Annotated in this window: 19 protein-coding genes; 17 read left to right on the top strand and 2 right to left on the bottom strand. The window is 62.5% G+C overall.

The window, feature by feature from the left end; all coding sequences use genetic code 11:
• Positions 1-2: 2 nt before the first annotated feature.
• From KCN53_RS14535 to KCN53_RS14520, 4 genes are all read left to right on the top strand, one after another.
• Positions 3-542 carry a flavin reductase family protein gene (locus tag KCN53_RS14535; protein WP_088713069.1) on the top strand — a complete coding sequence of 180 codons (540 nt, stop codon included), beginning with the start codon at positions 3-5 and terminating at the stop codon, positions 540-542.
• On the top strand, positions 539-931 hold the full coding sequence (locus KCN53_RS14530) for a VOC family protein (protein ID WP_088713068.1): 393 nt from the start codon (positions 539-541) through the stop codon (positions 929-931). The genes KCN53_RS14535 and KCN53_RS14530 overlap by 4 nt, the downstream gene beginning before the upstream one ends.
• Positions 932-1,079: 148 nt before the next feature.
• Positions 1,080-2,261, top strand: coding sequence for an amidohydrolase family protein (locus KCN53_RS14525; protein ID WP_088713067.1), 1,182 nt, complete (start codon positions 1,080-1,082; stop codon positions 2,259-2,261).
• A gap of 182 nt (positions 2,262-2,443) precedes the next feature.
• A complete protein-coding gene (locus tag KCN53_RS14520) occupies positions 2,444-2,989 on the top strand; it encodes a TetR/AcrR family transcriptional regulator (protein WP_172406276.1) in 546 nt (181 codons plus the stop codon).
• 5 nt (positions 2,990-2,994) lie between these two features.
• On the opposite strand, the gene KCN53_RS14515 is transcribed toward KCN53_RS14520, so the two are convergent.
• Entirely contained in the window at positions 2,995-3,852 is an 858-nt protein-coding gene (locus KCN53_RS14515; protein WP_088713065.1) for a TetR/AcrR family transcriptional regulator, read from the bottom strand.
• A gap of 277 nt (positions 3,853-4,129) precedes the next feature.
• On the opposite strand from KCN53_RS14515, the gene KCN53_RS14510 reads away from it, so the two are divergent.
• The 13 genes from KCN53_RS14510 (at position 4,130) to KCN53_RS14450 (ending at position 23,367) form a co-directional block, all read left to right on the top strand.
• Positions 4,130-6,766 carry a TonB-dependent receptor gene (locus tag KCN53_RS14510; RefSeq protein ID WP_088713064.1) on the top strand — a complete coding sequence of 879 codons (2,637 nt, stop codon included), beginning with the start codon at positions 4,130-4,132 and terminating at the stop codon, positions 6,764-6,766.
• A 298-nt stretch (positions 6,767-7,064) separates the two neighbouring features.
• On the top strand, positions 7,065-7,874 hold the full coding sequence (locus KCN53_RS14505) for a LytTR family transcriptional regulator DNA-binding domain-containing protein (RefSeq protein WP_172406275.1): 810 nt from the start codon (positions 7,065-7,067) through the stop codon (positions 7,872-7,874).
• A gap of 799 nt (positions 7,875-8,673) precedes the next feature.
• Positions 8,674-11,700, top strand: coding sequence for a TonB-dependent receptor (locus KCN53_RS14500; protein ID WP_172406274.1), 3,027 nt, complete (start codon positions 8,674-8,676; stop codon positions 11,698-11,700).
• Between the two features lie 172 nt (positions 11,701-11,872).
• Positions 11,873-12,913 (top strand): DUF7064 domain-containing protein, encoded by a 1,041-nt coding sequence (locus tag KCN53_RS14495; protein ID WP_088713061.1) that lies wholly within the window; start codon positions 11,873-11,875, stop codon positions 12,911-12,913.
• A 40-nt stretch (positions 12,914-12,953) separates the two neighbouring features.
• A complete protein-coding gene (locus KCN53_RS14490; RefSeq protein ID WP_088713060.1) occupies positions 12,954-14,453 on the top strand; it encodes an MFS transporter in 1,500 nt (499 codons plus the stop codon).
• 173 nt (positions 14,454-14,626) lie between these two features.
• On the top strand, positions 14,627-14,857 hold the full coding sequence (locus KCN53_RS14485) for a hypothetical protein (RefSeq protein ID WP_224199769.1): 231 nt from the start codon (positions 14,627-14,629) through the stop codon (positions 14,855-14,857).
• Positions 14,854-15,099 (top strand): hypothetical protein, encoded by a 246-nt coding sequence (locus KCN53_RS14480; RefSeq protein WP_088713058.1) that lies wholly within the window; start codon positions 14,854-14,856, stop codon positions 15,097-15,099. The genes KCN53_RS14485 and KCN53_RS14480 overlap by 4 nt, the downstream gene beginning before the upstream one ends.
• 62 nt (positions 15,100-15,161) lie before the next feature.
• On the top strand, positions 15,162-16,859 hold the full coding sequence (locus tag KCN53_RS14475) for an N-acyl-D-amino-acid deacylase family protein (RefSeq protein ID WP_088713057.1): 1,698 nt from the start codon (positions 15,162-15,164) through the stop codon (positions 16,857-16,859).
• A complete protein-coding gene (locus KCN53_RS14470; protein WP_088713056.1) occupies positions 16,856-17,818 on the top strand; it encodes an alpha/beta fold hydrolase in 963 nt (320 codons plus the stop codon). Before KCN53_RS14475 ends, KCN53_RS14470 begins: the two co-directional genes overlap by 4 nt.
• A complete protein-coding gene (locus KCN53_RS14465) occupies positions 17,815-19,347 on the top strand; it encodes an NAD(P)/FAD-dependent oxidoreductase (RefSeq protein WP_088713055.1) in 1,533 nt (510 codons plus the stop codon). Before KCN53_RS14470 ends, KCN53_RS14465 begins: the two co-directional genes overlap by 4 nt.
• A complete protein-coding gene (locus KCN53_RS14460; protein ID WP_088713054.1) occupies positions 19,344-20,087 on the top strand; it encodes a TetR/AcrR family transcriptional regulator in 744 nt (247 codons plus the stop codon). The genes KCN53_RS14465 and KCN53_RS14460 overlap by 4 nt, the downstream gene beginning before the upstream one ends.
• A gap of 156 nt (positions 20,088-20,243) precedes the next feature.
• A complete protein-coding gene (locus KCN53_RS14455) occupies positions 20,244-21,863 on the top strand; it encodes a toll/interleukin-1 receptor domain-containing protein (protein WP_088713053.1) in 1,620 nt (539 codons plus the stop codon).
• A 421-nt stretch (positions 21,864-22,284) separates the two neighbouring features.
• Entirely contained in the window at positions 22,285-23,367 is a 1,083-nt protein-coding gene (locus KCN53_RS14450) for a hypothetical protein (protein WP_088713052.1), read from the top strand.
• Here KCN53_RS14450 and KCN53_RS14445 read toward each other — a convergent pair.
• Positions 23,364-24,029 carry a Crp/Fnr family transcriptional regulator gene (locus KCN53_RS14445; RefSeq protein ID WP_088713051.1) on the bottom strand — a complete coding sequence of 222 codons (666 nt, stop codon included), beginning with the start codon at positions 24,027-24,029 and terminating at the stop codon, positions 23,364-23,366. The genes KCN53_RS14450 and KCN53_RS14445 overlap by 4 nt on opposite strands.
• Between the last annotated feature and the right edge of the window lie 84 nt (positions 24,030-24,113).

The raw sequence follows: 24,113 nt of genomic DNA, 5'->3' as shown, positions 1-24,113 counted from the left end.
TAATGTCAGTTCGATATGCGCACGAGCCCGACGCTGCTGGCCATTTCCGAGAGGCGATGTCGCGTCTCGCCACGACGGTCCACATCGTCACCGCACGGGAAAACGGTGCGCGTTTTGGAGTCACCGTCACTGCCGTCTGCTCGCTCGCCGCAGACCCGCTGTCGCTTGTACTTTGCCTCAACCGCAAGAGTTCGGCGCTGCCGCCGATCACGGCGACGCGGCGCCTTTGCCTGAACATGTTGCCCGAAGATTCGGCGTCGCTCGCCGACCGGTTTGCCGGCGGACGCGGCCACAAGGGTGACGCCCGCTTCCAGGAGGGATCGTGGCAGGATGATACTCACGAGCCTCCACTTCTCATCGGAGCTCCCGCAGCGCTTCAGTGCGAGTTGCATGAAGCCCATCCCTATGGGACGCACCATGTGCTGTTCTGCGCGGTCCGCTCGATCCATCTCAGCGGCCCGAGTAGCGCCCTGCTTTACGGCGGTCGCGGCTACGGCGGCTTTTCGATGCCGGCCGGCGATACGGGCCGAGCGCCTCAGTGACCGGGAAACCAGCCCAGGCGTTCGTGAAGCTCTTCGTGTCCGACTTCGAAGAGTCGGCCCGGTTCTACGAAACTGCGCTCGGCTTCACCGTGCAGCGGAAGATCGACGCCGGCGAGTTTGATGAATGGATCCTCGCGCCCCCGCATCCTGGTAGCCTACGGCTCATCCTGTGCCGGTGGAAGGACGCGCGAGCGCTTACGCCGGGCAACATGCACGGCCCTCTCGGCTTCCTGCTCGATGACGTCGACGCCGTTCACCAGGCGATGCTCGCCAATGGCGGGAGGAACCTCGCGGCGCCGATGGACATGGGCGCAGCGCGCGTCGCCATCGCCGCGGATCCCGATGGCCATCCGATCGAGCTTCTGCGGATGCCTTCTGCCCACGCTTGACCAGCGAACCACAAGTTTGAAACGGCAACAAGCGGACCGGTCACTAAATGCTCCTGCATCCCGGAACGGCTCTTGTTGACATGCGCACCATATAAACTGTATCTAGGCGCCGAGACTTGGGTGCTTTGTTTGGGAGAGGAGAAGATTCATGACCTACACCGACGGCCGCGTAATTCACGATGCTGACAGCCACACCATGGAGACAGGTGATTGGCTTGCGCCATATCTCGATCCGGACCTGCTCGATTCGCTGGGCGCGCTCTATGGCGGCGCCGAAACGGGGCAGCGTATTTTGAAAGTCATCGAAACGGCGAAAGAGCGTAAGTCCGATCCAGAGAAGGACGCCGCCGCGCGTGAGAACATCATTTCGGGCGAAAAAGGTTGGGGCGGCTACGGCGCGTTTGATACCGAAGAGCGCGTGCGCGCGCTCGACTGGCTCGGCTTTGGCTCGCAGCTCGTCTTTCCGACTTTCGGGCTCGCGCTCGTTCGCCGCGCGAAGGACGAGGATACGCTCTACAAGGCGTCTCACGCCCTGAACCAGGCGCAGGCGGCGTTCTGCAAGGCCGATCCGCGCCTCGTCTTCGTAGCGTTCGTGCCGCTCGACAATCCCGAGCGGGCTATGGATCTGCTTGAAAAGGCGCTGGACGATGGCGCCGGCGCGGTCCTCGTTCCCGCAAATGCCCCCGCGGGCGAACGGTCCCCCGGCCATACCGTCTATGATGCGTTCTGGCGCCGGCTCCAGGAGGCGAACATTCCGTTCACGCTTCACATTGGCCCCGGAACGATGTCGCAGCCGGTGGCCTATCACAATAATGGCCGAGAGCGGGCGCCCGACCTGCACGGTGGCGGCGAGAATATCCGCTTTGGCGATTATCCCTGCCTCGGCTACGCACCGCAGATGTTCCTGACGGCGATGGTCTATGACGGCGTCTTCGAACGCTTCCCGAAGCTGCGCGGCGCGGTGGTCGAATGCGGCGCCGGCTGGGTGCCCGAATTCCTTCGCCAGCTCGATGGCGGCTACCGCTCGTTCAAGCGGACCGATCCCTATCTGCAGGGGATGGAACTCCTCCCCTCCGAATATATCCGCCGGGCGGTCAAGTTTACGCCCTTCCCATCCGAAGATGTCGGCCGGATGATCAACGACGCGGGCGCAGAACTCTTCATGTTTTCAAGCGATTACCCGCATCCGGAGGGCACCAAGGATCCGCTCGGCAAGTTCGATGCGAGCCTCGAAGCCGTAGACGATGCCTCCAAGGACGCATTCTTCCGGCGGAATTACGAAGAACTGCTGGACATGGCACCGCAGCCGCAAGCTGTAGCAGCAGAATAGCTTACCCTCCCCTTAGAGTTTAGACCGCCGTCCGTTACGGGCGGCGGTCTTTTTTCCGCGCTCCTCCATTTGCCTCCCGCCTTGCGTGCGCCTAGCAAAGATGGATGCAAGGTGCCGAGGCAGATACGCGGAGAACAGGGCGGCGGAAACGCTCCGAGGATCGCATTTCCGAAATCGTTGATTTGGCCGAGAGGCAGATCCGCGACCACGCAACCGTCGAACTCTCGATGAACGATATCAGCGGCGCACTCGGTGTGAGCCGCGCCCTCATCTACGCCTACTTCGAGGACCAGAACGCACTCATCGACAGCGTGCTGAAGCGGGAGCTGGACCGCCTGGCATCGGCCGGCCTCCTTGCCTGCGCGGAGGAAAGTAACATCCTGTCCGCGGCCGGAGACGCAGCTCTCATCTATATGCGTCACGTGGCCACGCACGGGCCGACGCTTCACATCATCCTTCGCGAAGTGCCGCACACGTCGCTCGTACTCGGTCAACTCGTCAGGCGAAACCTGATGCTCGGGCGGTTCGCACGGCGGCTTCACCGTAGCTATCACATGGCCATCCGGGAGGCGATCGTCGCCGTTGAAATGCTTTCGGCAGTGCCGGAGGAGCTTGGAAGGCAGCTTGGGCGAGGTGAACTATCGCCGGCCGACGCGGACGTTACGTGCCGGCGCTTGGTCGAAGCTTCACTGCTATCGATCCGCCCCGTCGCCGCTTTTCGCAGCTGACCTTCCTAGGTCAGACGCCCTGCCGCCGTTTCATTGCTGCGCGCGCCGGCAATCACCATCGGCAGGCAGAGTAGTTCCGCGGTCGTCAGGTCACAGCGACCGGCGGCGACGAGGCTTCCGGCCCGAACGCACAGAGCCGTTAGCGCGCTTGTCGAAGCCGCTGCGACGCTCCGCTCGACAGCGAAACGCTCTTCCAGCGCCCGTAGAATTGGTTCCCGTGCCTCCGAAGCCGCCACTGCGCGTTCTTCCTGCAGGCCGTCCCGAACGTCCCGGAGCCGCAGCAAAAGCTGAAGCAGCGGCCCGCGCCGGTCGACCTCGTGAAGGTAGGCGACGGTTGATAGGACGATGCTCGCTATCCGGTCGTTTCCACGCGCGACAAGCTGGCGGCGCTGGGTCTCCACCTCAGAAATCTCGCGCCTCGCGAGCGCGAGTAGCAAGTCCAGCCGGCCTGGGAAGCAGTTGTGCGCCTGCGCCTCACTGATCCCCACGTCGCGCGCGACGCGCTTTAGAGTAACGTCCTGAAGTCCGCTCTGCAGCGCGACTTCCGCTGCGGCGTCCAGGAGTTGAGCATTTCGTTCTTCCGCGCTTAGGCGCGACCGAGGGCGGCGTGCCGCCGAACGCTTGCCGCCAAGAACGACGATTTCGTTGCCGCCCTCGGGCGAAGGGCCAAGCGGCGGTTGTGAAGCCCGTTTTGCAGGAGACGTCCAGTGGCCGCGCGGTGGACGCGGGACGTTCAGCCGGTCGCAAATCTTCGCGATACCGTTCGCAGTCATGCCGAAGTGCTGGGCCACTTTCGAAAGCGGGCTAGACCAGACCAGCCGGTAGAGCTCTTCGCGCGTGGTTTCTTGGGCCGCCCTGGTCATCTTCCCTCTTCCTGTGACGCGTCATTCGCGTCGTTCATGCCCGATCATCGCGCGGAGGTGAACTCCTATATGTGCGTTTGCCAACGCAAATGAACGTCGCCATTAGACGCGTTCAGTGGTGCGAAGGTTATAAGCCCCTCAAAGCATTCATACGCAGACCTTCAAAAACCAGACACCTTAGTGGTTCGCGTGAAAATTAACTTGGCTTCTCCTGCGCAGCGGTGCATCTGACGGTGAGAAGGTCCGGAACAGGACCGATCAGATGGGAGGATCCAACATGAATTTTCGCGCCATTCTGTTCGCAGGCGCCGCCGCCAGCGCCCTTCTCGAAATGTCGCCGGCTACCGCGCAGGCCATGGATCCAGCGGATTCTTCGGTAACCACACCTCAGGCGCCTACCGCGGAAACGTCGCGACCCGCCACCGACGTCATCATCATTACGGCGACCCGGCGCGAGCAGGCGCTGACGGATGTGCCGATCGCGATCAATGCGGTCAGTGAGGAGGAACTTCAGAACTCGGGCACGAACGACATTCGCGAACTGAACCAGCTGGCACCCTCCCTGCTGGTGTCTTCGACAGGATCCGAAGCGAACACGTCCGCGCGCATCCGCGGCATCGGCACCGTCGGCGATAATGCGGGACTCGAAAGTTCGGTCGCGATCTTTGTCGACGGTGTGTACCGCTCTCGGACAGGCGTCGGCATGAACGAGCTGGGCGAGGTCGACCGCGTCGAAGTGCTGCGCGGTCCGCAGGGGACGCTGTTCGGCCGCAACGCCTCTGCAGGTCTTATTCACGTCATTACCCGGGAACCGGAGTTTATCTCGCGCGGCTACGCCTACGGCCATTATGGCAATTACGACTATTGGCGGGGGGAGGCTGGCTTTACCGGCCCACTTTCGGACACGGTCGCAGCCAAGATCGAGGGTGTCTATGAGACGCGCGATGGTTTCTACTATGACGAGACCAACGACACGGACGTGAACACGCGTGACAGGTATCTGGTGCGCGGACAATTGCTCTTCGAGCCGAACGACGCGCTGTCCGTCCGCTTGATCGGCGATTACTCGCGGCGGGAAGAGGCCTGCTGCGCCGCCGTCTATGCCACTGACGCAATCGCGCCGGGAAATACGGCACTTCTCGATCCCGCCAACAATAGCACAGTAGCAATCCTGCAAGCCGTCACAGGAACGACGCTCGATCAGTTTTATCCGTCGCGTGACGATTCCTTCGAACGGGACATCGCGCTGTCGCCGGGGCGCGGGTTTGAGGGGACGACCGAAGATTACGGAGCGTCGCTTCAGATCGAATGGGGCCTCGGAGCGGCGGACGTCACCTCCATCGCGGCCTACCGCGAATATAGCAACGCTCAGGGGGCGGATGCCGATTACGGCCGGGCCGATCTGCTCTTCGTCCCTTCCGAGGGAAGAGACGGACGTCAGTTCGAAACCTTTTCACAGGAGGTGCGGGTCCAGGGGACGGCGTTCGACGATCGCCTCGATTGGCTCGTCGGCGGCTATTATTCGGACGAGACGCTCGGCACCGGCAGCGGTCTCAAATTCGGCGACGATTATGGGCCGTTCTCGGCCTGCCTCGTCGCCTTCGGGATCAGCGCGCAGCTAGCACAGCCGGGTGCGCCGGGTTGCCTCTCACCAATCGGCCAGTTTGTTCTCGGCCAGAGCTCTCCCGCAACGGCGCAGGGGCTCAACTTGCTCTCGCAGGTGCGCAATGTTGGCGACGAGGGAACGCGCTACCTGCAGAACAGCGAAAGCTTCGCGGTCTTCACCCACAATATCTTCGCTTTGACGGACAGCCTTGACCTTACTCTCGGCCTGCGCTGGACGAAGGAGGACAAGACTCTCGACGTCGATTTCGACAATTCGAACACGATTTGTCCGCAGGTGCGGGCCATTCCGGGCGTTTCACCTGGCATCGTAACTCTTGCCTGCCTTGGCAATTCGAGCTCCGAACTGAACGGCATCACGCTCAATGACGATATCGACGACGATGAGATCACTGGGACGGCGTCGCTTTCGTGGAAGCCGACCGAGGAGGTGCTTGTCTACGGCAGCTTTTCGACTGGCTACAAGGCAGGCGGCTTCAATCTCGACCGCGGCGCGCTGGGCGCGCCGGTGGTGCCGCTTGATCCCGCCGACGTGGTAAACCTGCGCTTCGACGCAGAAACGGTAGACAGCTACGAGATCGGTGCGAAGTTCGACTATACCGGGTTCACGATTTCGGCGAACGCCTTCTACTCTGAGTTCTCGTCCTTCCAGCTGAATACGTTCGACGGCACACTCTACATCGTGGAGTCGATTACCGGCTGCAATGCCGACCTGGCCGGCGCGGACAGGGACACGGACCCGGCAACCGGTGCCTGCCCCAGCGGTGAAACCTCGCCAGGCGTGACTTCCAAGGGTATTGAGCTACAGGCCACCATGGCGCCGACTTCGGATCTTAGCATCTCGAGCGGACTGACCTACGCCGACACGCGCTATGCCGACAATCTCGTCGGCTCCGCAGACGGCGATCCCCTCAATCCATCGCTTCGCCGCCTTCCCGGCGAGCGCATTTCGAATGCACCGGAATTCGTCGTTACCAACGCGCTCAGCTGGACGCCGCCGATCGCAGATACTGGCCTTTCGGGCCTCGTGTATGTGAACGCGCGAACAACCAGCGACTATAATACGGGCTCCAGCCTCGGAGATGTAAAAATCCAAGACGGCTATACCGTCGTGAATGCTCGCCTCGGTGTGCGCGGTCCGGAGGGCAGCTGGGCAATCGAAGGCTGGGCGAAGAACCTTTTCGACACAGATTATACGCAGGTCATCTTCGACAGCGCTTTTCAGGGAACCTATTCCGCGTATCTCGCCGAGCCGCGAACATACGGGATTACACTTCGCAGCCGGTTCTAGGGCCTCCTAGTGATTCGAATTGCTCGGGATGCGACGCAGCGTATCCCTTCTCCGCGGAAGCCGCGTGGAACGGAGACTTCACGCAAAAACGGTGCTCCATGATCATTCCCTTCACTCTGATGCGAAGGCTTCTGATTTCGAACATGGAACTCCGCTTTCTTGAGCAAGGGACGGCTGAACGTCAGCTTCCCTCTATCGCTCGTTGTAAACCGGACGTTCCGCTCACGGCCCATGATCAGCGCCGATGGAAATCGTCGGCCAGCCACTCGTCGATCGACGCCCCCGCGGCCTTGGCCCAATGATCGAGGATCGGATCGTCGGCCGGTCGGCGTGGGCGGACCGGGCCTGGGTACTACGTTTCAATCACGATCTGACGCTGATGCGGAACACCAATGAATGGTGCGCCGAAGGGGTGACCTCTCATGTCGAGGATCTTCAGGATGTGCCGGTGACGTTGCTCGGCGACATGCTGCTCCCGCTCAAGGAAGGGCGAACGCTGGCGATCAACGATGTCGATAAGCTCTCGCGCGGGATGCGCGGGATACAGCGCGAATTCCGCTTACAAGGCATCGTCAGCACGCTGACCGTGCCGGTCATGTGCGATGATGGCCTGACAGCGTGCATAGGCCTCGACTGTACCAGTCAACAGCGCAGCTGGACCGAGAGTGAAGTTCACGCATGCACGCAGATCGCTGCGCTGATCGCCGTCAGTCGAGCGGCAGGCGCGCCGCGCGGACGCGAAACGGAGGCGGAACAAAGCGAACGCACGGCGTCCGTGCCGATCTTCGTGCGCAGCGGGCGCTCTGCTCGCAGTGTGACTATGGACAGCATTTGCGCTGTCCATGCCGATGATAGCGGCACGCTACTTCATCTCGAACAGGGCGAAACCTTGGTTGATGATCGTCCGCTGCGCTGGTGGCATTCGGTCCTGTCGACACCGACCTTTTTGCGCACCCACCGTTCGGCGATAGCCAATTTGCGCAAGGTAGAACGTTTCCAACGTCGTTCCCGGGGACAAGACACGGAGCTCATCCTCAAGGGGAGCGACCGGCCCACGCCAGTCGCACGCAGCCAGGTGCCCGAAATTCGGCGCCGACTAGGAATTTAGAGCCGACGAAGGCGAGATCCTCGAGAGCTACGCCACGAAGGAGCGCAACAGAGCGGCGGCGCTGCGGTTCATAGGCCTCGGCTCCTACGTCTCGGCGATGAACGCTCTGGGCAACCTCGATAAACGCGATGTTTCGGCCTACCCAGTTTCCTGCACAGGAACTCCCTGGAGCCGGCATGCCGATCCCTGATCGCCGGGATTCAGGCCTCTGTTACCAGCTCAAAATTCCCTGTTTCCGGGAAACAGGGAAATGGCTCGCAAGGTTCGGTTATCAGCGCGCTTTTTTTCTCGCCGAAGAAAGCGTGGCGCGCCTTTTCGGGCATGTTTCCCTGTAGATTCGCTGTAAACGAGAGAAGGCGAGAGGAGACAGTTGCTCGCGCGACTGCCTGCACCTCCATAGATTTTCGCCTTGGGTCTGCCTGCGGTTCGCGCCGGACTCAGCCCCGCCCCATCATTTCAGGACGTACAGAGCCACAGCATGGCCGCTGCTCCCGCGTCGTCAGAGCGAACTGACAGGGCGGCTTCCTCGTAGGTGCGCAACGGGCCAGGCAAGCAGAATAAACTGGCGGAAAAGCGCCACTTTCTAAGATGAGATATCTTAGCTGAGTGGTACTCAAGAAGACGCGAAAAGTAGTGTAACCCACTTTATTATATCATTTATGGTACTTTTGTTAGGTTCGTCCTGACTCGACATCAAGTCGACCCTAGGCGCATAACAGCTCTGCCTTGTTGGGGGGCGAGTATCTAAAAAGAACCCTCCCCGTCGAGGTTGACACACATAGTCCTGGGGAGGGCGCCTGTGGTTTTTGAGCTCGCACACAGCAGAGTTGCGCTTTGCGTATCTGCTTCCATTACAGCATTACTGGTCGGCAGCGCCTCAACGGCGCAAGAACTGGCGCAATCGCCTGAAGAGGCAAGTACCGCGCCGAGTCCCGGGGGCGTTCCGGAGTCCGCTCTGGGGAGCCTGCCATCCGGCATTCCGACAATCATCGTAACCGCGCAGCGTCAGGCGGAGAGCCTGCAGGACGTTCCGGTCGCGGTCAGCGCCTTTTCGGATGAGGCGCTGTCAGCCCAGCAGATCGACAACGGTCAGCAGCTGCAATTTTCCCTGCCGAACACGACGTTGGCGAAATCGAACTTCGGCACCGGTGCCAATATCACCATTCGCGGTATCGGTTCGCCTGCGGTGGCAACCTCCGGCGATGTCGGCGTGGCGGTTCACTTCAACGATCGACCTCTGATCGGCGATGGAGGTCTGTTCGCTAGCGAGTTTTACGATCTCGAACGTATCGAAGTTCTTCGCGGCCCCCAAGGGACGTTGTTCGGGCGAAACGCTACGGGCGGTGTGGTCAACCTGATTACGGCAAAGCCCGACCTTTCCGGCTTCGGAGCGGCGGGCGAATTCGAGTATGGCAATTACGATGCGATCACCGCCAAGGGCATGGTCAACATGCCCCTCAGCGACATGATCGGGGTCAGGCTTGCCGGTATCTACCTGAACCGCGACGGCTATGTGGATAATCTGTTCAGCGGCGGCGATGTCGATGGCCGGGACAATTACTCGCTGCGCGGAACGATCAGCTTCGAGCCAACCTCGAACACACGCGCCTACGTCGTTGGGCAATATACACGTGAGGATTCGAACCGCTCGCGGATTTCGAAGCAGCTTTGCGCCCGTGACGAGACCGGCATTCTCGGGTGCCGTCCCGACCGGCTCGGGTTCGACACGCCAAACGGAAATGCGACCCTCGGCTCTATCCTGACAAGCCAGGAATTCCTGGGCATCGCGACAGCCATGGACACCAACGGGGACGGTATCCCGGACTTCAGCCTTGCCCCCTATGGCACGGGCAGCGTCTATGGAGACAGCCTGTTCTCCGATACGAATCCCGACGACTTCCGTCAGGTCCAAGCCGACTTCGAGCCGACCTGGTTTTCGGAGGGGCTGACCATCCAGGGCGAGATCGAGCATGACTTCGGCGCGGTAACCGCAACCCTGAACGGGGGGTATACCGAGGGAAGTTACAGCGTTCGCAGCGACTATAACCTGGCCGTGACGAACTCGCTGGTGCCGTTCGTTCAGGGGCTTCAGGGCCGTGCGGCGGCTGGCGACCCGATTGCGGCCGGCCTGCTGTCCACGCCGCTATTCAACGGCAACCAAATCTGCGCGTCCGAGCCAAACCGGGACTATGTCGGCTTTATCGGCGGCCAGGTGAACCGCTGCGCCGACAACACGACCGAGTTTGACGTGTCCGAAGCCGACGGAAGCAGTTGGTCGGTCGAAGGTCGTGTAGCCTCCAACTTCGATGGTCCGCTGAACTTCCTGCTCGGCGGCATTTATCTGGAGAACCACACCAAGGTCTCAGACTATTTCGTGGTGTCGTCGCTTCTGGACTATGCCAACCTGCTGCTTGTCGGTCCCGCGACCGGGTTTACCGCGGTCAACGGTCCGACCTTCTTCAATTCGGAAACGAACAATTATACGCTGGAGACGCTGGGTATCTTCGGTGAGGCCTATCTGGACATTACCGACGAGCTGAAGCTGACCGGCGGCCTGCGCTATTCAAAGGACGATAAATTCGTCAGCGACCGTCAGTTCCTCGCCAACTTCCCGATACCCTTCGGAACGGAGACGATCACCGAGGAATATCTGGAAGCCGTCGGATACGACGCCGATGTCGGGACGCCGGGCAACCAGGTGAACCGCGAGCAGTCCGCCTCTTTCGAGGAATTTACGGGCCGGATCGTGCTGGACTGGAATCCGGTTACCAGCTTCTCTGATTCTACGCTGCTCTACGCGAGCTATTCGCGCGGTTACAAACCCGGCGGTATCAATCCGCCCTTTGACCCCGCGCTGTTCCAGGCGCCGGCAACCTTCGCTCCAGAGTTCGTCAATGCCTTCGAGATCGGCACGAAGAACGTCTTCGGCGGCGGCACGTTCGTTCTGAACGCCACCGCGTTCTACTACGACTACAAGGACTTCCAGGTCAGCCGGATCATCAATCGCACGTCGTTCAACGACAATACCGACGCGACGATCTACGGTCTCGAGCTGGAATCGATCATGCAGCCGACCGAGGGCCTGACGCTGAACGCGACCATGTCCTACCAGCATACGAAGATCACCGATCTGCAGCTGGCTGACACGCGCGATCCCTCGGGTGGGCGTGAAGATGCGGTCATGATCAAGGATGTGACCAGCGCGTCGACCTGCGTCGTCACGTCCGACACCCTGTCGCAGTCACAGCTTGGGGCCATCGTCGGCGCCTTCAATGCTGGGGTAGGTCTTCAGGCTCCGGTTGCTGTTCCCGGAACGCGTGCGCTGGGTGCCTTCTCGATCTGCGACGCACTCGCCGCCACCCTTTCCTCCGGCGCACTCGATATTCTGGGGGGCAATCTGGTGGAGCTGAATAGCACGGCCGCGGGCGTGCCCATCCTTCCTGGCGGGGTCGAATATGACCTCAGCGGGAACGAGCTTCTCAACTCGCCCAACTGGAAATTTTCCGTCGGCGCGCAGTATGAGTTCGAGCTTGGCCGTTCGGGCTGGACAGTGACACCGAGAGTGGACGTCAACATGACGGGCGACTTCTGGGCCACGAACTTCAATCAGCCGGTGGACAAGCTTGGCGGATATACGATCGTCAATGCGCAGCTGACCGTCGCCGCACCGGACGAACGCTTCTACGTGCGTGCATTCGTCCAGAACGCGTTTGACGAGCTGGCGGAAACCGGACGCTATGTGACCGACCAGTCCTCCGGACTGTTCACCAACACATTCCTGACCGATCCCCGGCTTTACGGCGCGGCGGTCGGCTTCCGCTTCTAGGGTTCCTCCCGCGGAGGGGCGCGGAGGATCCGCCGTGTCCCTCCTTTTTTTACGCGCCGCGGCGAGTTGCGGCAGGTTCAGTCAGCTCCTCTGTCCCTGACAGAATCGCCGTCTTCATCAAAATCGAAACATGTTATAAATTTCTGGTCCATATCTCTGGGGAGGTCACACCATGGCGGCACTGCCGGTCGGACTGACATACAAGCTAGCGCCCGAAGACGAATATCCGCACGATCCAGGCGCGGCTGAAAACTACAACGAAAGCATGTACCTGAACGCGTTCGACCCCGAAACGCGCCTGGGTGCCTGGTTCCGCATCGGCAACCGGCCCAACCAGGGCTACGCCGAGATGACGGTGTGCCTGTACCTGCCCGAAGGGCGCGTCGGATTCATGTTCGCCCGGCCCTCGATCTCCTCCAACGATGCGCTGGATGCGGGCGGGCTCTCCATCGCCGTCGAAGAGCCCTTCAAACGGCTGAAGGTTAGCTTTGAGGGGGAAATCCTGATTCTCGACCGGCCAGAGGAAATGGCGCGGCCGAAGGAAGCGTTTCGGGACAACCCCCGGGTGCCGTGCCGTGTTTCCCTGACCTATTCGGGCGTGTCGCCCATGTATGGGGGCGAGGCCGTGCGCGAAGACGGCAGCGAAATCGAGATCGATCCGGAAAAGTCCTTCGCAAAGGCGCACTACGAGCAGCACTGCACGGTTGCCGGTACGGTCGAGGTCGATGGGGAGACGCACGAGTTCGACGGCTACGGGCTGCGCGACAAGAGCTGGGGTCCCCGCCACTGGCAGGCCATCAGCTGGTATCGCTGGTGTCCGATGAACTTCTCCCCCGATTTCGGGATGATGTTCACGGTCATGGGTGACGGCGAAGGCGGTGCCCGCGCAAGCGGCATGGTGTTCCGAGAGGGCGTCTATGACGACGTCACCGCCTGCGAACTGGATAGCGACTGGGATGCCGACGACTATCAGACCGCGCTTCGCGCGACGGTCCGCACTGCCGCCGGCAAAAGCTACGAGGTTTCGGGAAAAGTGCTGTCGCTGATCCCGCTCCGCAACCGGCGCACGACGCCGGACGGTGAAGAGCTGATGACGCGCATCACCGAGGCCATGACCGAGTATCGCTGCGAGGGAATGACCGGCTTCGGCATGAGCGAGTATCTCGACCAGATCGTCGACGGCAAGGCCATCGGACGAGCAGCCGGCTACTGACGAACCGTCCGCGTTTTCAACGAATAGTCGGGAAGCTGCAATGGATCAGAGGACGAGCGCAGAAGCTTTGGCGGCGGATGTTGCTGCCACTTCGCCGGATGCGGCGCGCGCGGTTCACAAGCCGTCGCTGCTGACCAAGCTGGCCTACGGCCTTGGCATGGTCGCCTATGCCGTGAAGGATCACGGGCTGAAATACTTCCTGCTGATCTTCTATGCGCAGGTCGTCGGCCTCGATCCCAGGTTCGTATCGACCGCGCTTCTGATCGCGTTGATTGCGGACGCATTTTCCGACCCGATCGTGGGCTACTGGTCCGACAATCTGCGCTCGAAATGGGGCCGCCGGCATCCCTTCATGTACGCTGTCGCGGTTCCGGTCACCGTTGCCTACTACTTCCTCTGGGTGCCGCCGCACGGGTGGGGACAGGAGGCGCTGTTCGTCTACCTGCTGGCGATGACGGTCGTCATTCGGACCCTGATCACATTTTACGAAACGCCTGCGGCTGCGCTCGCCGCGGAAATTACCAGCGACTATGACGAGCGCGCGACGTTGATGGGCTGGCGGGCCTTTTTCGGCTGGTCGGGCGGCAATGTGCTGACCATCATAAGCTTCACGGTGATCTTTCCGGCGATGGCGACGGCCACCATCCCGAATGGCCAGTTCAATCCGGAAAGCTACCGGATCTACGCCATGATGGCCTGCGCGGTGATGTTCTTCGCGATCATGTTTTCCGCCCTGGGAACGCACGGAGAGATTTCGCATTTCCCCGAGGCGCCGCCGCGCCGGCAGCTGACCCTCGGCGCCATCTTTGGGGAGATCTTCGAAACGCTGAAGACACGCTCCTTCGCGGCGCTGTTCATCGCCTCCCTGCTCGGCTTCATTGCCAGCGGCTTCGGGGCAAGCCTGACCTTCTACATCAGCACATATTTCTGGGGCTTCACCCCGACTGAAATCGGCATCCTGACGTCGGGCGTCTTCATCTCGGCGGCGATCGGCTCGCCGCTAGCACCGGTCATCAGCCGCAAATGGGGAAAGAAACGGGGCGCCATATTCATCGGACTACTGGCGTTTATAGGCTCGCCGCTTCCCATCGTACTGCGTCTTGCCGGTCTTATGCCCGAAAATGGCGACCCGCTGCTGTTTCCGATCATCTTTGCCGCCATCACGATCGATGTCGCGCTGATCATCTGCTACCAGGTTCTTGCCGGATCGATGATTGCCGACCTGGTCGAGGATGCCGAGGTCAGGACGCACCGTCGCTCCGAAGGCCTGTTTTTCTCGGCGGCTACCTTCATGCGCAAATGGGGCGAGGGCTTCGGGATCGTTCTTGCAGGTTTCGTCCTCGCCGCGATCGGCCTGGGGGCGGGCGCGCAGCAGGGCGAGGTTTCCGACGACACCATATTCCTGCTCGGCGCGGTGTACGTCCCCGTGGTCCTGTCGCTGTTCCTGGCCGTCATGGCGTGCATCTCCTTTTACCAGATCACGCGCGAGGGACATGAGGAGAACCTGCGAACGCTGGGTTCGCGCTCTTCGGGCAGCTAGCCGTGTCCTGCCGGCCTTGGCAGTCGCGTTCGGACCGAGGCGGGTGAGCCATTCGGTCGCCGTCACTTTCGATAGCCCTCGCCCCGAAGATTGGGCTTGCGCAAAAAATTGGAACATGTTTCAATTTCCGCAATAAAGAGATTGGGGAATTGAAAATGGCCGTTGCTGGGAGCTTGAGTACCGTAAGAAAGTCCGTGCTGCCCGAGCCCGGAGACGACTGGGCATCGATTGCCAGCCGGGAGCTGTCCGGGTCTTCCACCGAAGAGGCGGTTGCGAACCTGCAAAGCTGGAACCTGCACGTCTTCATGCGCGCGCCCGCCGCGGCAGACAGCCCGCAGGCCGGCAACCCGATCCTTCCCAGCGATGTGATCTTCGTCGAACCGCCTGCCGCGCCGGCGGCATGAGCGGCGCCGTCATCAGAGAGATCGAGATCGCGGCGGCGCATGATGGCGTGGCCGAACTGATCGTCACGCTGGAATTCGACAATGGCGGGCGCTCGCTCGTGACGCTGGACGAGGTTGCCGCGGGCAAGCTGCTCGAACTGCATGGCACCGACGATCCGGCCGAGCTGCCGGGCACAAGCTGGACCTATGTCCGCGATGCGCTTGCCGCGTCGTCGGGGCGCTACGCGGCGGCGGCCGAATAGGCGCCGTTACCTAATCGAGGGCCGCCCGGAAGCGGCCGTTACGCACTTTTTGGGAGGATGGAATGTACGATCTGGTTATCAGGAACGGGCTTGTCGTGGACGGCTCAGGACTGCCCGCCTACACTGCGGACGTCGCCGTTTCCGGCGACAGCATTGCCCGTATCGGCAAAGTCGCGGAACGCGGGGCGCGGGAAATCGATGCGGAGGGCAAGGTCGTCGCCCCTGGCTTCATCGATCCGCACACGCATTTCGACGCCCAGATGCTGTGGGACGGCTATGCAAAGCCTGCGCTCTCTCACGGTGTGACCACGATCGTGCAGGGCAACTGCTCGCTGTCGCTCGCACCGCTGAAGCCCGATCACCGCATGCGCTTGGTGGGCATGTTCAACCAGATCGAGGAAATGCCGCTGAAAGCGTTCCGCGAAGGTGTGGTGTGGGACTGGGAAACCTTCTCCGAATATATCGCCCGCATTCGCAAGGGGCTGGCCATCAACGTCGCACCGCTGGTGGGGCACAGCGTCATCCGGCTGTGGGTCATGAACGACGCCGCCACCGAACGGACGGCTACCGATGACGAAATCGAGGAGATGAAGGCGGTTCTGCGCGAGTGCCTCGATGCGGGCGCCGTCGGGCTGTCGACCAGCTATGTCGACATGGACGAGAAGCTGCAGCCGGTTCCCAGCCGCTACGCCGACGCGCGCGAAGTCGATGCGCTGGCCAGCGTGCTCGGCGAATATGGCCGCATGTTGCAGATCGTTCCGGAATTTTACGATCCGGACCTGACGATCGCGCGGTTGGACCAGTTGGCGGAACTGTCGTTGAAATACGGCATTCCGACGACGTTCTCGCCGCTCTTCGTGAACGCGGACAATATCGACGCGGTCGACCGCGTGATGGACCGTGTGGACGAGCAGTTCGCGCGCGGCGCGCGCATCTGGCCGCAGGTGCAGACTCGGCCCATCGACATTTCCTTCTGCTTTGCGGTGCCCAGCCTGCTCTTCATCCGGCTGCGCAGCTGGTATCAGATCATGCGGTTCGGCAGCCATGACGAGATCGTCGGCGCGCTGAAGGACAAGGAAACCCGCGCCAAACTGGAAGCCGAGGCCGGCGAACTGGCCCCGCTCTGGCCGACCCTGATCCTTCGCCAGGTAAAGACCGACGCAAACCAGAAATATGTCGGCAAGACGCTGGGTGAAATCGCGGAAATGCGCGGCACCAGTCCTGTTGCCGCGATGATCGACCTGTCGCTGGAAGAGGACCTGCAGGCGCATTTCCTGTCGTCGAGCATGGGGCACGACAACGACGAGAAGGTCGGCGGATTGCTCAAGCATCCGCGCGTCCATATTGGTGCCAGCGACGGCGGCGCCCACATCCTCTCCTTCTCTACCTACGGCGACACCGGCTATCTGTTCGGTCACTTCGTTCGCGACCTGCAGGCCATGCGGATCGAGGAGGCCGTGAAGAAGATCACCTCGGATACCGCCTCGATCTGGGGAATTCCCGACCGCGGCCTGATCCAGGCAGGTATGGTGGCGGACATCACCGTTTTCGATCCCAAGGCCATCGACCGGGGCGCGGAGAAGTTCGTTCAGGACGTCCCCGGCGACGGCAGCCGCTATGTTCGGGACTCTCTGGGTGTCGACACGGTGATCGTCGGCGGCGGTGTCGCCTGGTCTGCCGACAAGGGCTATCAGGACCAGCGCGGCGACGTCCTGCCCGGAGCCCGCGCCGAGGCCCCCGAACTCATGGCTGCCGAATGAGCTGGCCGGGCGTCTCGCAGCGGCGGGTCGCGACGAACGGGATCGAGCTGAACATCGCAGAGGCGGGCGAGGGACCTCTCGTCCTCCTTCTGCACGGCTTTCCGGAATCCTGGTACTCGTGGCGTCACCAGATCGTACCCATCGCGGAGGCCGGCTACCATGTGGCCGCGTCGGACATGCGAGGCTACGGCAAAAGCGACAAGCCGGAGGCCATCGAGGCCTACAACCAGGTTGAGGTGGTCAAAGACATCATCGGCCTGATTGCCGCCCTGGGCTATGACGAGGCCGTTGTGATCGGACATGATTGGGGGGCACCGACGGCATGGTCCTGCGCTCTCAATCATCCGGACAAGGTTCGCGCAGTCGGGGCCCTGTCGGTGCCCTTCACACCGCGCTCGCCGGTTCAGCCGATGCCGATGATGCGGGAGATGTTCAAGGACCAGTTCTTCTACCAGCTCTATTTCTTCGAGCCCGGCGTGGCCGAAGCGGAATTCGAGGCTGATATCCGTACGTCGCTGAAGAAATTCCTGGTGATGGCCGGCGGCGAAACCGACCTTGCGAGCTTGCCGGCCAAGGGCCCCGACGACGACCTGCTGAGCGGCCTGCCCAACCCGGACACGTTGCCGGATTGGTTGAGTGAGGAGGATCTGGACTTCTACGCCGAAGAGTTCCGCCGCTCCGGCATGCGTGGTCCCATCAACTACTACCGCAATCACGACCTTACCTGGGAACTGACCGAAGGTGCGCCGACGCAGATCGCTCAGCCCGCCTTCTTCGCGGGGGGCATGAACGACGGTGTCATCATGATGGCGGCAGAGGCGCTGAAGGCCATGCCGGAATATGTGACCGATCTTCGTCGCAACGAGCTGATCCCCGAGATCGGCCATTGGACGCAGCAGGAAGCGCCTGAAGAGGTGAACCGGATCATTCTCGACTTTCTGAAGGAGATCGACGGATGAAGGAGGAGGTGCTGGTCGTCGGCGCGGGAATCGGCGGGCTCTGCGCCGCCCTGTCGCTGTCTCCGACCGGAAGGGCAATCACTCTTCTGGAGCGCGATCCGGCACCGCCCGGCGGTGACGCCGACGAAATCTTCGAGGACTGGCGCCGCATGGGGGCCAGCCATGTTCGCCAGAGCCACGCATTTCTCGCCAGGCTGCGGGGGATCATCAAGGCGAACCATCCCGACCTTCTAGCCGAACTACGCGATATGGGCGTGCGCGAACTGTCGCTCGATTCCATGCTGACCGAACAGCAGCAGGAGACCTATCGGCCGCAGGCAGGCGACGAGGACCTGACCATCATCACCAGCCGTAGAACGACGCTCGAGCTCGTTATGCGGCGCTATGTCGAGCGAATGGAGAATGTGACCATCCGTTCGGGGTTCCGCGTCACAGAACTGATTCATGCTCGCCAGCCCGACGGGGTGATGGTCGTCAGCGGCGTTCGCGGCACCGAGGACGGCGAGGAGGTCAGCCTGTCCGCCGACGTGATCGTCGACGCCAGCGGCAAGAACGGTCCGCTGCTTCCGCAGCTGATGAAAGACGGCGCGCGTGTGAAGGAAGAAAGCGAAACGGCCGGCATCCTCTACTTTACCCGGCACTACCGGCTGAACCCGGGTCAGGACGAACCCTCGCGAACCGAAAACCCGCCCGCGAGCGGCGACCTGGGCTTTCTGAAATTCGGCGTGTTTCCCGGCGACAATGGGTGTTTTTCGATTACCCTCGCGGTTCCCGAGGTCGAGCATGAGCTGCGCCGCGCGGTAACCGATCCGGAGTGTTTCCATGCCATCACGCACTTGCTGCCCGGACTGAAGCCCTGGACCGACGAACGGCGGTCGACCGGTCGCGGTAAGGTGTATGGCATGGGCGACCTCCACAGCCGCTGGCGCGAACTGCTGCCGGGCGGGGAGGCGGTCATGCGCGGCTATTTCGCGCTTGGCGATACGCTCGTCAGGACCAATCCGCTTTACGGCCGGGGATGTTCGTTCGCCGCGGTCAGCGGCGAGGCGCTACGCGAGGCGCTGGATACGAGCCCCGATCCGGAAGTGCGGCAGAAAATCTATTACCGGCGGCTGCGAAGCGAACTTCGCCCCTATTACGACAACCAGCTCTCGCAGGATCGTTCCGCCATCCGGCGTGCACGGAACGCGCTGACTCCCGGCTACCGAAAGGGGCTGCGCGCGCGGATGCTGGAAAGCTTCTTCGACGACGGCGTCAGGATCGCGCTGCGGTCGGATACCGATCTGTTGCGCCAGGCCATGCGGGGATTCCACATGCTGGAGCACCCCAACAAATGGCTGGGAAAACCGGCGAACTTCGGCAAGGTGATGTATTACTGGACGCGCGGGAAGCGGCGTAACGCTGCTGCTTACCCGCCCAAACTCGGCCCCGATCGGGCGGACATGCTGGAGAGGCTCTCAATCGACCATCGTGCGGACATGATTTCCCAGGGATCGCGCTCGGCGGGTGAAAGACAGGCTGCCGGGTGAGCGACCCGAATACGGGTAGGGCTGCGCGGACAGGGGGACGCGATGCCCCGGCGCCTGCCGCCAAGCCACCGGGCAAGCGGGAACGCGCCAAGAGCGAGCGGCGGCTTCGTATCGTGCGCGCCGCCCGCGACCTGATCCGCGAAACCGGCGATACCGACCTGTCGATGCGTGCGCTTGCGGAGAGGGCGGAGGTCAGTCTCGGAACGCCGTACAATCTGTTCGGCTCGAAGCGGGCGGTCGTTCTCGCCGTGCTGGAGGATGAACGGGACTTCGTCGACCGCTTCTTCCAACTCAAGGTCGACAATAGCCTGGAACGCGTCTTCGCCGCGCACGATCTTGCCTTCAGCTATTATCTCAAGGATCCCGATTTCTACCGGACGCTCTGGCGCGCGCTGCTCGAGCGAGGTGGTCAGGACGAAACCGGCCTGGCCTCACCCGAGCGTCTGGCGCAGACCCGGGAAATCTGGATATCTCTGCTCGGCGACGCCGTGCGGGACGGGTACCTGTCACCGCCTTTTTCCCTCGCCCGCCTCGAGGAAGTCCTCGAGCATCTCGTCCGCGGTGCCCTCCTCTCCTGGGTCATGGGTAATCAGCAGACCGAAACGCTCAGCACGAGCGTCGGTCTGGGATATGCTCTTTGTCTTGCGGGAATGGCGACGGACAGCGGCGCGCCCATCCTGGCGCGAAGACTGCAGGTCTACGGATCGGAGCTGGACGGGGCGGCGCACAAGGACTGCTGAGCGAAGAGCATTTACCAGCCGCGCCCGGGCCAGGGCGTTCGAAAGACCGGCTATTGGAGGGCACGCGGAAATCTCGCGCTATTGCGCATTGCAGGATGAGCGCCCCGCACTTTACGATGCGGCGGGCAGGTAGCCTGGGGATTTGGGGAAGTCGCGATGTCGTCCGACATGCAGGCGCGCTCTCGGGGCGATGTCGTCGCTCCGCCGTCTTCGGCAGAATTTCGCGCCTTCATCAGCTACGCGCATAGCGATGCGAAACATGCGGCGCGGTTGCAGAAGCGCCTGGAGACTTACCGCCTTCCCCGCCGGCTTCGCGAGCGAAGCGGGGGCATCGAGAGTTCTGGTCGCGTCGGCCGCGTCTTCCGGGACCGGGAAGATCTGTCGGCGGCGGCGGACCTTAGCGAAGCGGTAAAGGCCGCGATCGCGGCTTCGGGAGCGCTTGTCGTGGTCTGCACGCCCGCGGCGGCGCATTCGCGGTGGGTCCGGAGAGAGATCGAGCTGTTTCAGCGGGTGAATCCGGGGCGGCCCATTCTCGCCGCCTTGTTCGAAGGGGAACCCGAAGACGCATTTCCCGCACTGCTAGTCGCGGGAGGTACCGAGCCGCTGGCGGCCGACTTTCGACCGAGGGGAGACGGGCGCAGGCTGGCCTTCCTGAAGGTCGTCGCAGGACTGCTCGACGTTCCCCTCGACACGCTCATCCAGCGCGACTCCCAGCGGCGGCTTAGGCGCGTGACGGCGGTCACATTGCTTGCGCTGATGGCCATGCTAATCCTTTCGGCAATGACGATTCTCGCCTCCGAGGCGAGGGATGAGGCACGTAGGCAGGAGGCAGCAGCGCAGATGGCCCGTACCGATGCGGAAGACCTGGTAGATTTCATGCTGACCAACCTGCGCGAGCAGCTTCGCGGCGTGGGGCGTCTCGATATCATGCTCGCCGTGAACGAGCGGGCACTGGCCTATTACGAGCAGCAGGACGTGACCCAGATGGACGACGACGCGCTGCGGCGCCGGGCGGCCATCCTGCAGGCCCTTGGCGAAGACTATCTTGCGCGCGAGGAGACGGACACCGCGCGGCGCTACTTCCAAGAGGCCTATGAAACAACCGAAGAGGTCCTGTCCCGCGAAGGGGAGAATTCCGACGCCATTTTTGCGCACGCCCAAAGCGAATTTTGGCTGGGGCGCATCGCCTGGGCGGACTGGGACCGCGCCGAGACCGAACGGCACTGGACGGCGTATCTCGATCTGGCGAAGCGTCTGCAAAAGCTTGAGCCCGAACAAACGCGCACTCTTCTCGAGCTGGGCTACGCGCATGGAAATCTGTGCGATCTGGAGTCGAAGGATAATCACGACCTTGCTGCGGCTGAGCAGCATTGCCGCGACTCCCTTCGCTATCTGGAAGATGCTCTGAACTCCGCCCCGGACGACCGGACGATGCGCAAGACGCTGGCCAATCGTCACGGCTGGATGGGCCATGTCTATTACGCAGCCGGGCGCTACGACGACGCGATCGCCAGCCGTTCCGAGGAAGCCGCGATCATGGCGGACCTGCTTCGCGAAGAGCCGCAGAACCGGGAATTTCAGGAGCGCCGCCTGTGGGCCGAACTGGGCCGGGCGCGTGCAGAGGCCAAGTCGGGTGACCTCGCCGCCAGTTCGGAGCGCTTCGACACCGCCGTTCGGACGCTCGATCGGCTGATCGAAGAGGACCCGACCAACGAATTGTGGAAGCAGCGGCGCGAGAGGGCGCTGTCCTGGAAGAAGTCGGCTTCGGCTCAGTAGGGTTCTACCGTCTGGGGCCATAAAGAGGGGAACGAGTATGCACGAGAAGACGGACACCTTGGCGATGTCTGTGGACATGGTTCCCGACACGGGAAATGGTGGCGGCCACGATGACGACGACGACAAGTGAGCCAGCGGCGGGGCTGGCGGCCCCTGTCGGCCTGAACTAGCTCAAGCGGACAGGAACCGGGCCATCAGCTTCGAATTCGACCGCCTGATCCGGCAGGGAAAGGCGCTGAAATACGCCGGATCCCGCGCCAGCGGACCTGCGAGGAAACGCCAGTTTGCCGAAGCGGCGGCTCACTATGCTGCTGCGGCGGGTCGCGGCTCGACCTATGCTCTCATTAATGCGGCTGCACTTTCTCGTCTGGCCGAGGATGACCCGTCGGCGCGGCGTCATGCCAGCCGGGTTCTCGAACAGTTGGACTCCGGAGCTCATGAGCCGGACTCTCCCTACTGGCTGGCGGCGACGCGAGCGGAGGCCGAGCTAATTCTCGGCGACGTCGACCGGGCGCGGGGCCTTCTCGAGGAGGCGGTTTCCGACCAACCCCGCGCCTGGGAAGACCATGCGATTACGCTGCGGCAGTTCGCGCTTCTCCTCTCCGAAACCGGCGAGGACTCTGACTGGTTGGACACCCTACGCCCGCCGCCCGTTCTTTATTTCGGGGGGATCATGGGCCTCGCGCCCGGCGACTCCGGTGCCGAAGCGGAAATTGCCGAGGCGCTGGCCCGGATCGCGCCCGGCTGTGGGTATGGCGCCCTCGCCGCAGGGACCGACATTCTGTGCGCCGAGGGGCTGTCCCGCCGTCAGGCCGACGTCAATCTTGTTCTTCCCGCGGACAGGGAGGAATTCTTTCGCCGGTCGGTGGAACCGGCCGGACAGGATTGGAGCGACAGATTTGCGCGAGAATATGAGCGCGCTGCCTCCGTACGCGTCGTACCCGAGGCGGATGCCGTGGACTCCTGTTCTATAGAAATGGCCGCCTCGCTGGCCATGGGCCTGGCTCTATCCCGGGCCGACCAACTCCAGACACGGGCCGTTGCGCTCTGGGTCAGGGAACCTGCGGCCGAAGCGTCGTCGATGCAGGCCTGGAGCCTTTGGCGCGAGAAAGGGCATGAAGTGGTGGAGGTTTTCTGCGAGCGCACCGCGGAACGCCGGGACTTGCGACGCGAACGCGCCGTTCAGACGGTCTGCGTTTCTTTGGCATCCGGCGAAGAGGGGTTACGCGGATTTGCGGATGTTCCGGCGGCTCTCTCGGAGGCGCGAAAGCTCGATCGCTGTGTATTGGATTTTGCCGCCGTTCGCGAGGGGAATGAGCCAGCGGATGTCGCCGAATCAGCTTTGCGCAGCGCACCGCCAAATGGCATCTTTGCCACCGAGGCGGCGATGGCAGTGGCCCGCTTGCATGCACCCGACCTCTCGTCGGAGCTGGCCGGTGCAGTTCGTACGGTAGCCGGCGAGGTAGATCTCTACAGGCTCTGGTTCGGGCAGGCGGCCGTCTAGACGGCGAGTGCTTTCAGCCGACCCGGTGCCACAATTCGCCACGCCGTGTCTCCGCGTTCCACAAGCCCGCGGCGTTCGGCGGCGGCGACCGCCCGGGACGCGGTCTCGCGCGCCGTGTGAACCCGCAGGGCAAGCGCCGAGATAACCGGCGGCGGCGAAATGCGCCCTTCGCCGTCCGCCAGCCTTAGAAGTTCGGCGTAGACCCGCCCGCCCGCAGAGAGAATCATGCGGTTCGCCAGCCGGTCCAGCAGCGCGTCATGCTGCCGGCCTATGAGCATCGCAAGGCTACGGCCTACCGGTGCTTCCCGCTCGCTTATCGCCAGCAGATGAACGGTCTTTACTTCGATCAGCTCGCACGCGGCGAGCGCCACGAGATTGCCGCGCTGCTCGCCGGGCGTGGGAAAGGCACCCGAGATCTCACCCGGCCCGTAGCTGACGAGCTGCGCCTCCTGACCGTCTTCGCCGAAGACGCTGACAGCCAGCGCCCCATCCAGAATGATCCAGCATTTCTCGCCCTCCTTTCCCTGATGCAGCAGGGTTTCCTGTCGGCGCAGGCGGCGGATGCGGAAATATGGCGCAATCTCGGCGCAAGTCTCCTCGGTGCAGTCGAAGATCGACGCCAGCGCAGCATATATGCTGTTCTTGTCTTCGGGGGCCCCCATGGCACGTCCATGCTAGCGCCGATCCGGGACCGGTAAATAGGCTGCATGGGGAACGCTTCCCTTCCGGCCCGCCCCTTCCGATGG

The sequence above is a fragment of the Pacificimonas aurantium genome (genome assembly GCF_020092905.1).
Lineage (GTDB): Bacteria > Pseudomonadota > Alphaproteobacteria > Sphingomonadales > Sphingomonadaceae > Pacificimonas > Pacificimonas aurantium.
The sequence above is the reverse complement of the archived record's forward strand: the minus strand, read 5'-3'. Positions and strand labels throughout refer to the sequence as shown.

Excerpts from the sequence above, each read along its gene's own strand:
- KCN53_RS14470 (WP_088713056.1), top strand. The coding sequence starts at position 16,856 with ATGAGCTGGCCGGGCGTCTCGCAGCGGCGGGTCGCGACGAACGGGATC.
- KCN53_RS14480 (WP_088713058.1), top strand. The coding sequence starts at position 14,854 with ATGAGCGGCGCCGTCATCAGAGAGATCGAGATCGCGGCGGCGCATGAT.
- KCN53_RS14475 (WP_088713057.1), top strand. The coding sequence starts at position 15,162 with ATGTACGATCTGGTTATCAGGAACGGGCTTGTCGTGGACGGCTCAGGA.
- KCN53_RS14510 (WP_088713064.1), top strand. The coding sequence starts at position 4,130 with ATGAATTTTCGCGCCATTCTGTTCGCAGGCGCCGCCGCCAGCGCCCTT.
- KCN53_RS14455 (WP_088713053.1), top strand. The coding sequence starts at position 20,244 with ATGTCGTCCGACATGCAGGCGCGCTCTCGGGGCGATGTCGTCGCTCCG.
- KCN53_RS14505 (WP_172406275.1), top strand. The coding sequence starts at position 7,065 with ATGATCGAGGATCGGATCGTCGGCCGGTCGGCGTGGGCGGACCGGGCC.
- KCN53_RS14445 (WP_088713051.1), bottom strand. The coding sequence starts at position 24,029 with ATGGGGGCCCCCGAAGACAAGAACAGCATATATGCTGCGCTGGCGTCG.
- KCN53_RS14495 (WP_088713061.1), top strand. The coding sequence starts at position 11,873 with ATGGCGGCACTGCCGGTCGGACTGACATACAAGCTAGCGCCCGAAGAC.
- KCN53_RS14490 (WP_088713060.1), top strand. The coding sequence starts at position 12,954 with ATGGATCAGAGGACGAGCGCAGAAGCTTTGGCGGCGGATGTTGCTGCC.
- KCN53_RS14515 (WP_088713065.1), bottom strand. The coding sequence starts at position 3,852 with ATGACCAGGGCGGCCCAAGAAACCACGCGCGAAGAGCTCTACCGGCTG.
- KCN53_RS14535 (WP_088713069.1), top strand. The coding sequence starts at position 3 with ATGTCAGTTCGATATGCGCACGAGCCCGACGCTGCTGGCCATTTCCGA.
- KCN53_RS14525 (WP_088713067.1), top strand. The coding sequence starts at position 1,080 with ATGACCTACACCGACGGCCGCGTAATTCACGATGCTGACAGCCACACC.
- KCN53_RS14465 (WP_088713055.1), top strand. The coding sequence starts at position 17,815 with ATGAAGGAGGAGGTGCTGGTCGTCGGCGCGGGAATCGGCGGGCTCTGC.